This window comes from Psychrobacillus glaciei (assembly GCF_008973485.1).
In the GTDB taxonomy this organism is placed as follows: Bacteria; Bacillota; Bacilli; order Bacillales_A; family Planococcaceae; genus Psychrobacillus; species Psychrobacillus glaciei.
The window spans coordinates 319,553-332,735 of record NZ_CP031223.1; the positions used below are offsets into that span (position 1 = coordinate 319,553).

Here is a 13,183-nt window from a genome sequence, read left to right on the forward strand (position 1 = left end):
AGGATTGGTGTTGAGAATGAAACTAACGAAGAAATTGTTTGGATTTATAAACGAGCAGCCAGTTACCTTGTTTACGATTAAAAATAACAAAGGTTTTGAAGTGTCTTGTATGGATTATGGTTGCATTATCACGGAAATATTAGCACCGGATCGCTTTGGAAAAATAGAAAATACCGTATTAGGATTTGGAAGTTTAGAAGAATACGAAGGAAATTCATACTTTTTAGGAGCAGTAGTAGGTCGATTTGCTGGGCGAATAAAGAGGGGGTCATTCAACTTAGAGGGAAATGTCTACCAAGTTAAAACAAATGAAAATAACAATCATTTGCATGGTGGACACAAAGGGTTTAGTCATGTTCTTTGGGATTCAAAAGTGATTAAATGCGAGCATAAGACAGCCGTTGAGTTTTCTTATTTTAGCCCTGATGGGGAAGAAGGCTATCCGGGAAACCTTAAAATGAAAGTAGTATATACCATTTATAATGGTAGCAATGATCTTGTCATCACCTATTCCGGTATTTCGGATAAAAAAACCTTAATAAATGTGACAAATCATACGTATTTTAATTTAAGTGGCAATTTGGAACGAGACATTTTAGACCATGAATTAACGATTGATAGCCAACAGTTTATCGAATTGAATGAGGAGCTACTGCCTACGGGAAATTTAGTTCCTGTCGATCATTCTGTTTTTGATTTTCGACAAGGCAGGAAAATTTCTGATGGAGTTGAATCGAATCATCCTCAAAATATACTAGTTGGAAATGGATATGATCATCCATTTTTGTTGAATAAAAGTGAAACGCATGCAATTGTTTTAGTTGATCATGAAAGTGGGCGTAAACTTGTGTTGGAGACTACAGAGCCGTCTGTTGTCTTGTATACGGGAAATAATTTGGAAGGATCTTATTCGACAGAAGGTGTAGAATTGCAAAACTATTTAGGGGTATGCCTGGAAACACAAAGTCCCCCTGACTCGATTCATCACCAACATTTTCAGTCGTCGATAGTAAGAGAGGGAGAAGTGTTTAAATCAAAAACGAAATATTCTTTTGGACTTATATAGAGTCAGGAAAGATAGTAACTTTAGTTGCAATGATGTTAAAATATATATTTAAACACCAAATCTCTGTCTATAACCGCATTTCCTGCACATTTCTTCTACAGCTTCTCTTCGTGTAAAACCGTCGTATAGGGCATTTGCTCGTTCTCCCTCTACAATTTCAGAGAAAGAGGTTTTATTGATATTACCGAGATTAATCACACCTTCCCCGTCTAGACAACAAGGTACAACGGTTCCATCGACGAGTATAGCTGCTTGACTGCGAAGGGCATGACAAAATCCTTTACCGTCATCCTCTGGTGCAAGTAAACTAGGCCATTGGAATTCGTGGTCCTGATTAATATAGATTCGATCTGCAATTTTAATCCCACTGCCTGGTACTACTTTTTCTTCAATCTTGTAATGCAGGTTAAATTCTTTTTCCAAGATTTCTAACGTTTCTTGGTTTCTTCTTATATCTTCATTCGTTGCATTCTCTCGTTGAAGATTCCATAATCGGAAGGAAATAATGACACCTTGTTCAGCGGCTTCTTTGGCAAAATTCAGAATGGTTGTTAGGTATTGTTCTCGATTTGTCGATCCCTCATGGCCGTCAAAACTATGAAGCGAGAAGTTCATTTGGCGAAGTGCGGGTTTTCCCAATAATTTATGCCTGTTTTTTGTAATAAGTGTACCGTTTGTTGTTATATTTACCTTAAACCCTTTTGCATGAGCAGCGTCTAGTAATTGGTCAACTCTTGGGTGCAGAAGAGGCTCTCCTTTGACATGAAGGTAAATATATTTCGTATGGTCTTTGATCTGATCTAATATGTTATTGAATGCATCAAGTTTGATAATATTCGCCTTTCTACTTGTAGGAGGGCAGAAGCTACATGCAAGATTACACACACTTGTAATTTCAATATACATTTTTTTGAATGTTTTCAAGGCTATTCACCAATCCAGTTCTGATTTATTAAAATGTCTATTCTCATCTTAACAGAATTGCATTCTTCATTGAGCAGATTATTTTAGGTTTTCGGTGTGAAAGAACAAGGATGTAAAAAACCTGTCTCCTCGAAAGAAGTCAGGTCTACTCATTTGCTATTAAAATTCGATTTCGTCTGGATCTGGGCCAATGCGTTCATTTGTTGCGATTGCATCAATAGCGGCTTGATCTTCAGAAGAAAGTTCAAAGTCAAATACGTTTAAGTTCTCTTGTATACGGCTTGGTGTCACTGATTTTGGTAAGGCAACGTGACCCAATTGCAAATGCCAGCGAAGTACGATTTGGGATGGCGTTTTATCATACTTATTCGCCAATTCATGGAACAAGTCAATTTCCATGAATTTCCCTTGCATCAATGGGCTCCAAGCTTCTACGTGAATACCCTCGGCTTTTAAGTAAGCTACAAAATCTTTTTGAGGCAACTGAGGATGTAACTCGATTTGGTTAACCATTGGTGTCATTAAACCGGCATCCTTCAGTTGTTCCAGATGATGCTGTTTGAAGTTTGATACCCCGATAGCTTTCACTTTACCTTCTTCATATAACTCGACAAGTGCACGATACGCCTCTACAATACCGTCAACTGGCCAGTGTAATAGGCATAGATCAAGGTAATCGGTACTCAAACGGTCCAGTGATTCTTGAAATGCTTCTTTCGTACGACCAGCACGAATGTCGTCATTCCAAATTTTAGACGTCAAGAAAATGTCCTCGCGTGCAACACCAGAAGCGGCGATACCTTTCGCAACACCTTCCTCGTTCTTATAAACAGCAGCCGTATCAATATGGCGATAACCTACGCGAAGTGCTTCTTCAACCGCTCCTGGCGCCTCTGTGTCGTTATCAACACGCCAAACTCCGAATCCAATTTGTGGTATTTTTAGACCATTGCTAAGTGTAATAAAATCCATATATATCTCTCCTCCCTTTGAATTTATATTACCATTTGCCAGTTTGATAAACCAATAAGATGTACCATCTAGAAATATATAAAATAATTATCGATTCTATTAATCATGCCTCATATTGGCTATCATTAAAATAATAAAAGATTGAAAAGAAAGGCGAATTAGCATTATGCCATTAGAATTCATTCGAAACGATATTACGAAAATGCAGGTAGATGCGACAAATACTACACTTTAAATGGGTGGTGGTGTTTATCACGTAGCAAAATTTGATTTCATAATTTATTTTGTAAAGGCAAAAATCGATAGAACTTGGAAAAAAGGCATTGAAGAAGACTCCAAAAATAGACAACGCCAAGAAAATAATCAAAAAAACAGGAGCCATTAATTGACTCCTGTTTTCTAAAGGAAGAAGAAAGTGTATGTTCAAGAATCAATTAAGTAAAATTCAAGTGGATGATTCTTTAAAAAAGATCTTAGGAAAAATTAGTTTGAGATTGTTATTTAAAGAAGAAAAAATACCGACAATCCATTATGGATTGTCGGTATTTTTTTAAGATGACCCCTACGGGATTCGAACCCGTGTTACCGCCGTGAAAGGGCGGTGTCTTAACCGCTTGACCAAGGGGCCAAACATCTGGCGGAGAAGGAGGGATTTGAACCCTCGCGCCGGTTACCCGACCTACACCCTTAGCAGGGGCGCCTCTTCAGCCACTTGAGTACTTCCCCATATGGCTCTAATCTTGCTGTTTATTCATGTAACTGTTCTTTATAAGCGGGTGAAGAGAATCGAACTCTCATCATCAGCTTGGAAGGCTGAGGTTTTACCACTAAACTACACCCGCATAAATGGTGGCTCAGGACGGAATCGAACCGCCGACACAAGGATTTTCAGTCCTTTGCTCTACCGACTGAGCTACTGAGCCTCTTCGATTTATGCTAAGCGGCGCATCTCTTCGTCAGCTACACTCGTTTAATTTGTCACGTACCTGAAGTACGTTCCTTCTTTCACTCGCTTGCTTCATAGACCTGCTTGCTTATCCTAAATCTCAATCTAGTAAAATATTAAATGGCGGTCCCGACCGGGATCGAACCGGCGATCTCCTGCGTGACAGGCAGGCATGTTAACCGCTACACCACGGGACCATTTGGTTGCGGGGACAGGATTTGAACCTGCGACCTTCGGGTTATGAGCCCGACGAGCTACCACTGCTCCACCCCGCGACAATAATATACATAATATTTAAAAACTACTACGCTCGAAGAAAGTAGGACACCTGCTTCGGCTTCGCCTGCATCGGTGTTAATCGTCATCTTCGTTTGACGATTTGCTCCACCCCGCGACAATAATATACTTAGAAAACAATTATAACACAAATTACATTAAAAATTTATGTTTTTTAGAAAAAAGTTAAAAGATGGAGGAGGAAGAGGGATTCGAACCCCCGCGCGGTATGACCCGCCTGTCGGTTTTCAAGACCGATCCCTTCAGCCAGACTTGGGTATTCCTCCAAGATATTGCTTGTTTGCCGTTTAACTTCTAATTAATAATTAACGACATGATATATTATAACCCGATTTGCATAAAAAAGGCAATACCTTTTTTAAAAAAAGTGTAAAAAAGAAAAACACGAAGTATTTTAGAATCTAATTGACGGTATTAGAATAGAGAAAAAAGACACCTCCAATTCTCTTGGAGGGTACTGAAAAACTTTAATTAGTACTTTTTATAGTAGCTAGTCGCTGAATTTTTTCTTTAAATAATAGGATTTATCCTCTTGTAGAATTAGAAGTGTCTCTTAGTTAATATATATTAGGCGTTTATAATTTCTTCATATCCAATCATATTATCCACATGGCTCGCAATCATAGATATAATTGCATTTGCCTCTTCTTTTTTAAAGGAAAAGGTACTTTCATCTTCGAAAAGTTCCGTGTCATCTACCCAAAGTCGGTTGACTCTTCGGAGAACTCCATCACCATTCGCACTATCTATCCCGAATTGATAGGTAACTTCTACCTTATCTTCTATATAGAAAGCGGTAACTTCAGGTGTTTCCCATTCAACGTTGATTTCTTCGAAAGTGACTTCTTCATCTAAAACTTCGTATTCATTACTATTTTCGTCTACATAATACATTTCACTATCATCATCCATGAATTCATGAAACATTTCATGGACAGCATCGATCACATCAGTAATGTCATTCAAAACTATTCTTGTAGGTTGGTGGAGAGTTACATCAAAACTTTCAACGTAAAACTCTTCATTATAGGGATCGAAGAGAAGGGTGCAAAAGTAATCCCTATCTTCTTCTGTACCAACAAAAAATTCTATACGTGGATGTTTTGAACCCCGATTAATATTCATATGACCGACTTGATCATATTCTTCACAAATCGATTCCAAATGATCTTGTAGTTCTCCAGTTACTCTATTAAACCATTCCATGGACATGTCATTACCGCCTTTTTATCTTTTTATCTTCAGTTATGTTGTCCTGGTTTGTTCTGTTTATTACATGTAATTATATTTATTTTTTACTAAAAATATCATTTGGATAGTTTTAGTTAGATTGGAGACTCTATATTTTGTGTAATTTATTAAAAAGAAGGAGGAATAAAAATGGGACAAAACACACCAAAACCGGATGATCGATCAGATAATATTGAAAAGCTACAGGATATGTCGAAAAATACAATTGGAAATATGGAAGCAGCTGAAGAATCCATGGGTTTTCTCGATGGTGAAGAACGAGAGGCACTCAGACAAAAAAATGAACGTCGCAAAAAAAGTCTAGAAGGTTTTCGACAAGAAATTTTAGATGAAGCTGCAGCGCGAAAAAATGGCTACTCACAAGATGAATAGAGAGTTTAATGAGAGGCTCAAAAATATAGATACTTTTAATTAAAGCATCCATTTGCCATATAAAGTTACCTTCTATAGTCGAGAGATTCCATAGGGCTTTTTTAGTTGAACAATATCATTAGGAAATTTCTAGTCGGACCAAATTAAATTTGACCGTTTGATGTGACTTCATCAAACGGTTTTTTTTATATTCTCAGCGATGCTATAAGGGACATTTTTTTAGTAGATTCCATATAGATAAAAACCTTCATTTGTACGATATACATTATTGTGCTTACTACTCCCTTGTTAGGTAGTCTTTGCTTAATATAAATAGTTCCCAATTATTTGACTTATCAAAATATATTGACTTCATTGGAGTGGGTAATTATAATTAAGCTACAATTTCCTTAAGGTGGAATCAGTTTCCGGTGAACGGAAAAATGGGTCTAAAGTCATTTGCATGAAAAAGAGAAAGGAAGTGCTGAGAAGGGGATATTACTAATTATAGAAATCTGAAAATATGAAACAGTTAGATATTTTGATAGGGGGAATTAGCTTGTTAACAGCATGGCATAAAGAAATCGAGGAAATGTATGAACAAATGGTGGCATGGAGACGACATCTTCATGAAAATCCGGAACTTTCTTACGAAGAAGTAGAAACACCACAAATGATTGCACAAATTCTTGAAGGTTATGGTATTCCAGTTCGTACGAAAGTAGGTGGAAGAGGGGTTGTTGGAAAGATTGAAGGGGCTAAACCAGGTCCAACGATTGCTCTAAGAGCAGACTTTGACGCACTACCAATTCAAGATGAAAAAGATGTTTCGTATAAATCGAAAGTAGACGGTGTGATGCATGCTTGTGGACATGATGGACATACAGCCACATTATTAGCTGTTGCAAAAGTGTTAAATCAACATAAAGATGAACTTGCTGGAAATGTTATCTTACTTCATCAACACGCAGAGGAATCTTCCCCTGGTGGAGCATCCGAAATGATTGCAGATGGCTGCTTAGATGGTGTTGACTATGTTTTTGGTACACATCTTATGTCTGGGTTACCAGTTGGAACATACAACTGTACAAAAGGTTATGCGATGGCATCTATTGATGCATTTGAATTAAAAATTCAAGGAAAAGGCGGACACGGTGCAATGCCTCACGAAACAATTGATGCAGTCGTTGTTGGTGCTCAGGTTATTAACCAGTTGCAATCAATAATTAGCCGTCGCATCGATCCGATTAAACCAGCAGTGATCACTGTTGGATCATTTCATGCAGGAAATGCAAGCAATGTTATTGCGGATACCGCTCAATTATCTGCTACGATTCGTACGTTTGATAAAGATGTTCGTCAGTCCATTGAACATGATATTAAACAAGTAATCAAACATGTCAGTGCTTCATACGGAGCAACGTATGAACTAAAATACGAAAATGGATTTCCGTCATTATATAACCACGAACTAGAAACAGACAATGTCATTCAGTCGATTACATCCACAATTGAAGGAATTCAATTTGTGGATAGCCCACCATCTATGGCAAGTGAAGATTTTGCTTATTATGTACAAAAAGTGCCAGGAGCATTTTTCTTTACAGGTGGACGTAATGAAGCAATTGGTGCTAGTTATCCCCACCACCATCCGAAATTCGATTTTGATGAGCGGGCAATGATTTATGCAGGAAAAGGGCTATTAAGCGTTGCCTACAAATATTTAGTGGAAACAGTGAAAGACAGCGTAGAGATTCATTAAATGAAAGGATGGCTTTTATGAGTGTGCATGTATTAGAGGTAAGTGAATTACAAACAGCATTTAAAGTGAATGACGATGAGATTATCTCTGTCGATGAAGTGTCATTCAATTTAAAACCCGGTGAGACTATTGGTATCGTTGGTGAATCGGGTTGTGGGAAAAGCGTCACGTCCTTATCAATCATGCGACTTCTCGGTACACATGGGTACATTCGAAAAGGGTCCATTAAGTTAAATGATAAAGAACTATCGACTCTTTCAGAAGCAGATATGAGAAATATACGTGGTAATGAAATTTCCATGATTTTTCAAGAGCCGATGACCTCCTTGAATCCTGTCTTTACAATAGGCAATCAAATGATGGAAGGAATTCGCCTTTACCTGAAACTGAATAAAAGAGAAGCACGTGAATATGCGATTGACATGTTGAAAAAGGTAAGAATTCCACGTGCAGAAGAAATTATGGATGAATATCCTCACTCGTTATCAGGTGGTATGCGCCAACGTGTAATGATTGCAATGGCATTAGCGTGTAAACCAAGGGTGTTGATAGCAGATGAGCCGACGACAGCTTTAGACGTTACGATACAACTTCAAATTTTAGAGCTTATGAAAGATTTAAAAGAAGAAACGCAAACGGCAATTATGCTGATTACGCATGATCTAGGTGTAATTGCCGAAATGGCAGATAAAGTAATTGTTATGTATGCAGGGCAAGTCGTAGAGGAAACGGATGTTTTTACGCTGTTTGATGAACCAAAACATCCGTATACAATCGGATTGATGGCGTCAATCCCACACTTAGATAAAGAAAAAAGTGAAAAATTGTATTCCATTCCGGGCTCTGTACCAATTGCTCAAAACATGCCTAGTGGCTGTCGTTTCCAAGCACGTTGCCCATATGTGACTGAAACTTGTATTGCAAATGCACCGAAGCTTGTGGAAGTAGGTGTAGATAAGCCACATAAAGTTCGTTGTTTTTTACATACCAGTGACCAGGTTGGAGGTGAAGTGAATGAATGAATTGCTGAAACAAAAGGATCAAACGAACAAAAAGCAGCCTCTTGTCGAAATTCGTAATTTGACAAAATATTATCCTATTAAGAAAGGGATATTTTCACGCACAGTCGGCAATGTCAAAGCTGTTGATGGATTGAACTTCGATATTTATCCTGGAGAAACACTAGCGCTCGTAGGGGAATCTGGATGTGGTAAATCCACTACTGGTAAAGCTATTGTAAAGATTGATCCTCCAACAGACGGTCATATTATATTTGATGGGAAGGACATGGCGAATATAACAGGTGCTGAACTTCGCTCATTGCGTACAAAGCTACAAATTATATTTCAAGACCCTTATTCATCACTCAATCCTAGGAAGCGTGTAGGTGAATTACTGGCTGAGCCTCTTCTAGCACATGGATTAGCTTCAGCTGCTGATGCGAAAGAAAAAGTGAATCGTATGTTAGAAGTTGTTGGTTTAACGCCACAACATGGTCGTCGTTATCCCCATGAGTTTTCCGGTGGTCAGCGCCAACGCATTGGTATCGCACGTGCACTTATCTTAAATCCTAAGCTAATTGTTTGTGACGAGCCAGTATCTGCTCTTGATGTGTCGGTACAAGCACAAGTATTAAATCTATTGAAAGATTTACAGAAAGAATTTGACTTAACCTATTTGTTTATCGCACATGGTCTTGGTGCCGTTCGCTATATCAGTGATCGTATTGCTGTAATGTATTTGGGAAAAATTGTAGAAATCGGAGAAACGGAAGAACTTTTTAGTAGTCCTCGCCATCCGTACACACAAATTTTATTGAATGCTTATCCAGTACCTAATCCACATTTGCGTAATCGAGATCGCATCGTTATCGAAGGGGATGTACCGAGCCCTATAAACCCACCTAGTGGTTGTAGCTTTCATACACGTTGTCCTTATGCACAAGATATATGTAAAGAGAAAACTCCGGAATTGCAATCAGGCCAGCATGGCGTTGCTTGTCATTTTCCACTGAATTAAGGGAGTGTAGCAATGTTCCAATATATTTTAAGAAGATTATTGATCGCAATTCCGATTTTGTTTGGTGTAACCGTCTTTAACTTTTTTATCATCAACTTGGCGCCAGGGAACCCAGTTGAAATGTTTGTTAATCCGAATATATCCGCGGAGGATATTGAGTTGAAAAAAGAAGCACTTGGGCTTAATGATCCTATCTACGAGCAATATTTTCATTGGTTAGGAAATGTATTGCATGGTGATTTTGGTTTCTCTTATGCTACGCATGAACCTGTTAGTCAAATGATTTTAGAGAGAATAGGCCCAACTTTGCTATTGATGGGTGCTGCGCTAATTTTGGCGTATATTATTTCTATTCCAATAGGTATTTTAAGCGCTTCCAAGCAATACTCGTTAACAGATTATACGACAACTACATTATCTTTTTTAGGGATTTCAATCCCAGCGTTCTTTTTAGGATTAGGTGCTATTTATATTTTCTCCGTTAAGCTTCAAATTTTACCGACTGGTGGGATGACAAAGCTTGGATCAAGCGGTGGTTTTGGGGACGTTATGATGCATTTGATATTACCAGCAGTTGTGCTTGCGGCAGGTATAGCAGGTAACATGGTTCGATACGTTCGCTCGAGTATGTTAGAAGTTCTCGGACAAGATTACTTACGTACTGCTCGCGCTAAAGGTTTGAAGAATTTCGTTGTTACAAACAAACACGCTTTAAAGAATGCCATAATCCCGATTATTACAATTATCGGGATGGATGTAACGATACTAATTGGTGGAGCTGTAGTTACAGAACAAATCTTTCAATGGCCGGGACTGGGTCAATTAACCATCAAAGCGATTATGTCGCGTGATTATTCATTACTAATGGCGATTAACCTAATAGCAGCCGTTGTAGTTTTATCAGCAAACTTATTAACAGATATTATGTATGCGATTGTCGATCCGCGTATTAAATACAACTAACAGTGAAAGGAGGGCCTCTACATATGTCCATGTTGAAAGAGACGACGGCTAATATCGAGTCACCGAATTTAGTTTTTCAAGACCTAGGAAAAGAAGAAACGTATTTTTATTTGTTTAGAAAGAAATTTTTTAAACATAAGTTAGCTATATTTGGTTTAATAGTTTTCACGCTTATCGTGCTAATGGCAATATTTGCACCAATAATTGCTCCATACAATCCAACTGCGATAAATAGTGCGTTTAGTGCAAAGCCTTCTACTGATTATTGGCTAGGTACAGATCAAATTGGCCGTGACATTTTTAGTAGACTTGTTTACGCTTCACGTATTTCACTTGCAGTGGGAATAGGAGCAGTTGCCATATATGTGGTGATAGGGACCGTGCTTGGCGCTATTGCAGGATATTTTGGTGGTTGGGTTGATGGCGCTATTATGCGTATGACAGACATTTTTATGTCATTTCCATATTTAATGGTCATTTTAGTTTTAGTAAGTATTTTGGGGCCTAATATCCTCAATATTATTGCTGTTATTGGATTACTTGGCTGGCCATCTGTCGCAAGAATTGTGCGTGGAAGTGTCTTATCCATTAAAGAAATGGATTACGTGAAAGCTGGTGTTGCACTCGGCTATACTTCGCCGCGCATTATCTTTAAACATATTTTACCAAACTGTGTTGCGCCAATTATAGTAAACGCAACATTTGGTATTGCTTCAGCGATTCTACTTGAATCATCTTTAAGTTTCTTAGGAATGGGGGTACAACCTCCTACCCCAAGTTGGGGGAACATGCTTACAGAAGCCCAATCTTTAACTGTACTATCATCTCAACCTTGGTTATGGATCCCGGCAGGGGCAATGATTTTACTTGCTGTATTGTCCATAAATTTCATGGGCGATGGTTTACGCGATGCATTGGATCCAAAAAGTATTAAATAATATAAAGAGAAAGTTGGGGAAATGAATGAAAAAGGTAAAAAAGTTAAGTGTATTATTTGTACTTCTACTTGCAACACTACTAGCTGCATGTAGCGATTCAGGAAATAAGTCGTCTGATGGATCATCAAGCAAAACGTCATCAGATGGTAAAACATTATTTATCGGTTTAGTAAATCCGCCAATTAGCTTTAACCCAATTAATTCTGGAGATTTTGCATCACAATGGTTAGAAAAGTTTATGTTTGAAACATTTTTGGAAATGACTGCTCCATTAGAATTCACTCCTAAGTTAGCAGAATCTTTCGAGACGGAAGATAATCAAACATACACAATCAAGTTACAACCTAAAGCAACTTGGTCAGATGGTGAACCGGTTACAGCAGAAGACATTGCGTTCACATTCAACTTAATTGCAAATCCCAAAACAGAAACATCAGTTGGTACAATTATATCTAATTTAGAAGGTCTTGATGAAAATGGTAAGCTTACAAACGGAGAAAAAGAAATTCCTTCAATTACTGTAGTAGATGAGAAAACGTTTACATTCAAAACAAAGCAACCAGTAGATCCAAATCTTATTAAAGAATTTATCGGTTCTCAAATTATGATCCTACCGAAGCATATACTGAAAGATGTTGCGCCAGAAGACTTAACAGCTCATCCATTTATGCAAAATCCGAATGTAACAAATGGTGCATTCAAATTTGTGAAATATGAAGCAGATCAATATGTTGAATTTGCTAAAAATGATAACTACTATGTAAGTAAACCAAAACTTGATAAAATTTTTGTTAAAATAATGCCTGCAACAAACTTAGTAGCACAGTTGCAAACAGGTGAAATTCATATGAATGCAGGCGTTGGTCTGGGTAGTATAGCAGTTTCAGACTATGATACTGTAGAAAAGATTAAAGGTATTCACACAACAGCAAATCCTGCGAATGGTTACCAAACGTTATTATTTAATACAAAGAAAATAACAGATCCAAATGTTCGAGTAGCAATCGGTCATGCTATAAATCGTGATCAAATGATTGAGAGTTTATTGCAAGGTAAAGGTGATTATGTAGATGGTCCATATCCTTCTATTAACCCATACTATGATAGTAGTATCAAAAACATTTCCTATGACCCTGAAAAAGCAAAAGAAATGTTAAAAGCAGCAAATTGGGATTTCAATACACCATTAGAAATTGCCGTGCCAGCTGGAAATAAAATGCGAGAACAGGCTGGGGCAATCATTTTGGAAAACTTAAAAGCAATTGGATTAAATGTTCAGCTTGTTACTTCGGACTTCCCAACTCATATTGCTAAAGCACGTGAAGGGAACTATGATTTGATGATTTTAGGTTACACAACAAATATCGATCCAGATATTACAAACTATTATGGTAATGATTCACCTTTTAACTTTACTGGTTATCAAAGTGAAGAGAAAGAAAAGTTATTACTTGCAGGTAATAACGAGCCGAATCCTGAAAAACGTAAGGCAATCTACTCTGAATTACAAGCATTATTTGTAAAGGATTTACCAGTCTTCACACTTTACTCTGAATACGACTTCGCAGCTATTTCAGATAAAGTAATTAGTGCAGGACCGACATTCTTCGGTTATCATAATAATCTTCAAGATTGGGATTTATCTGATAAGTAGAACCGACGATTAATTTATTTTACACATAAGTATTAACAAT

Annotated in this window: 12 protein-coding genes and 7 tRNA genes; 9 read left to right on the forward strand and 10 right to left on the reverse strand. The window is 37.6% G+C overall.

The window, feature by feature from the left end; translation table 11 throughout:
• The first annotated feature begins 16 nt into the window (after positions 1–16).
• Positions 17–1,066 carry an aldose epimerase family protein gene (locus PB01_RS01575; protein WP_151698554.1) on the forward strand — a complete coding sequence of 350 codons (1,050 nt, stop codon included), beginning with the start codon at positions 17–19 and terminating at the stop codon, positions 1,064–1,066.
• A 48-nt stretch (positions 1,067–1,114) separates the two neighbouring features.
• On the opposite strand, the gene PB01_RS01580 is transcribed toward PB01_RS01575, so the two are convergent.
• On the reverse strand, positions 1,115–1,990 hold the full coding sequence (locus PB01_RS01580; protein ID WP_151698555.1) for a radical SAM/SPASM domain-containing protein: 876 nt from the start codon (positions 1,988–1,990) through the stop codon (positions 1,115–1,117).
• 159 nt (positions 1,991–2,149) lie between these two features.
• Positions 2,150–2,962, reverse strand: coding sequence for an aldo/keto reductase (locus tag PB01_RS01585; protein WP_151698556.1), 813 nt, complete (start codon positions 2,960–2,962; stop codon positions 2,150–2,152).
• A gap of 419 nt (positions 2,963–3,381) precedes the next feature.
• Here PB01_RS01585 and PB01_RS21595 point away from each other — a divergent pair, with 419 nt between their 5' ends.
• The gene (locus PB01_RS21595) at positions 3,382–3,516 is read left to right on the forward strand and encodes a hypothetical protein (RefSeq protein WP_264158163.1); all 135 of its coding nucleotides are present in this window, start codon (positions 3,382–3,384) and stop codon (positions 3,514–3,516) included.
• 2 nt (positions 3,517–3,518) lie between these two features.
• Here PB01_RS21595 and PB01_RS01590 read toward each other — a convergent pair.
• From PB01_RS01590 to PB01_RS01625, 8 genes are all read right to left on the reverse strand, one after another.
• Positions 3,519–3,590: transfer RNA gene (locus PB01_RS01590), tRNA-Glu, on the reverse strand.
• 7 nt (positions 3,591–3,597) lie between these two features.
• Positions 3,598–3,688, reverse strand: a tRNA-Ser gene (locus PB01_RS01595).
• Between the two features lie 45 nt (positions 3,689–3,733).
• Positions 3,734–3,804, reverse strand: a tRNA-Gly gene (locus PB01_RS01600).
• Between the two features lie 5 nt (positions 3,805–3,809).
• A tRNA-Phe gene (locus tag PB01_RS01605) sits at positions 3,810–3,885 on the reverse strand.
• A 144-nt stretch (positions 3,886–4,029) separates the two neighbouring features.
• Positions 4,030–4,105 (reverse strand) — tRNA-Asp (locus PB01_RS01610).
• Between the two features lie 3 nt (positions 4,106–4,108).
• Positions 4,109–4,183, reverse strand: a tRNA-Met gene (locus tag PB01_RS01615).
• A gap of 195 nt (positions 4,184–4,378) precedes the next feature.
• Positions 4,379–4,471 (reverse strand) — tRNA-Ser (locus PB01_RS01620).
• Positions 4,472–4,772: 301 nt separating this feature from the next.
• Positions 4,773–5,417 (reverse strand): hypothetical protein, encoded by a 645-nt coding sequence (locus tag PB01_RS01625; RefSeq protein ID WP_151698557.1) that lies wholly within the window; start codon positions 5,415–5,417, stop codon positions 4,773–4,775.
• A gap of 168 nt (positions 5,418–5,585) precedes the next feature.
• Here PB01_RS01625 and tlp point away from each other — a divergent pair, with 168 nt between their 5' ends.
• The 7 genes from tlp (at position 5,586) to PB01_RS01660 (ending at position 13,143) form a co-directional block, all read left to right on the forward strand.
• Positions 5,586–5,828, forward strand: coding sequence for a small acid-soluble spore protein Tlp (tlp, locus tag PB01_RS01630; protein WP_151698558.1), 243 nt, complete (start codon positions 5,586–5,588; stop codon positions 5,826–5,828).
• Positions 5,829–6,366: 538 nt separating this feature from the next.
• Positions 6,367–7,569, forward strand: coding sequence for a M20 family metallopeptidase (locus tag PB01_RS01635; protein WP_151698559.1), 1,203 nt, complete (start codon positions 6,367–6,369; stop codon positions 7,567–7,569).
• Positions 7,570–7,586: 17 nt separating this feature from the next.
• Entirely contained in the window at positions 7,587–8,591 is a 1,005-nt protein-coding gene (locus PB01_RS01640; RefSeq protein WP_151698560.1) for an ABC transporter ATP-binding protein, read from the forward strand.
• A complete protein-coding gene (locus PB01_RS01645; RefSeq protein ID WP_151698561.1) occupies positions 8,584–9,588 on the forward strand; it encodes an ABC transporter ATP-binding protein in 1,005 nt (334 codons plus the stop codon). Before PB01_RS01640 ends, PB01_RS01645 begins: the two co-directional genes overlap by 8 nt.
• A 12-nt stretch (positions 9,589–9,600) precedes the next feature.
• Positions 9,601–10,551: an ABC transporter permease gene (locus tag PB01_RS01650; RefSeq protein WP_151698562.1), complete on the forward strand. Its 951-nt coding sequence runs from the start codon at positions 9,601–9,603 to the stop codon at positions 10,549–10,551.
• 23 nt (positions 10,552–10,574) lie between these two features.
• Positions 10,575–11,489, forward strand: coding sequence for an oligopeptide ABC transporter permease (gene opp4C, locus PB01_RS01655; protein WP_151698563.1), 915 nt, complete (start codon positions 10,575–10,577; stop codon positions 11,487–11,489).
• Between the two features lie 25 nt (positions 11,490–11,514).
• Complete coding sequence (locus PB01_RS01660) at positions 11,515–13,143, forward strand: ABC transporter substrate-binding protein (RefSeq protein ID WP_151698564.1); 1,629 nt, start codon at positions 11,515–11,517, stop codon at positions 13,141–13,143.
• The last annotated feature ends 40 nt before the right edge of the window (positions 13,144–13,183 follow it).

What these genes read in the sequence shown, in the direction of transcription:
- PB01_RS01640 (WP_151698560.1), top strand. Translation starts at nt 7,587, where the DNA reads ATGAGTGTGCATGTATTAGAGGTAAGTGAATTACAAACAGCATTTAAA.
- PB01_RS21595 (WP_264158163.1), top strand. Translation starts at nt 3,382, where the DNA reads ATGTTCAAGAATCAATTAAGTAAAATTCAAGTGGATGATTCTTTAAAA.
- PB01_RS01650 (WP_151698562.1), top strand. Translation starts at nt 9,601, where the DNA reads ATGTTCCAATATATTTTAAGAAGATTATTGATCGCAATTCCGATTTTG.
- PB01_RS01575 (WP_151698554.1), top strand. Translation starts at nt 17, where the DNA reads ATGAAACTAACGAAGAAATTGTTTGGATTTATAAACGAGCAGCCAGTT.
- PB01_RS01660 (WP_151698564.1), top strand. Translation starts at nt 11,515, where the DNA reads ATGAAAAAGGTAAAAAAGTTAAGTGTATTATTTGTACTTCTACTTGCA.
- PB01_RS01625 (WP_151698557.1), bottom strand. Translation starts at nt 5,417, where the DNA reads ATGTCCATGGAATGGTTTAATAGAGTAACTGGAGAACTACAAGATCAT.
- PB01_RS01585 (WP_151698556.1), bottom strand. Translation starts at nt 2,962, where the DNA reads ATGGATTTTATTACACTTAGCAATGGTCTAAAAATACCACAAATTGGA.
- PB01_RS01645 (WP_151698561.1), top strand. Translation starts at nt 8,584, where the DNA reads ATGAATGAATTGCTGAAACAAAAGGATCAAACGAACAAAAAGCAGCCT.
- tlp (WP_151698558.1), top strand. Translation starts at nt 5,586, where the DNA reads ATGGGACAAAACACACCAAAACCGGATGATCGATCAGATAATATTGAA.
- opp4C (WP_151698563.1), top strand. Translation starts at nt 10,575, where the DNA reads ATGTCCATGTTGAAAGAGACGACGGCTAATATCGAGTCACCGAATTTA.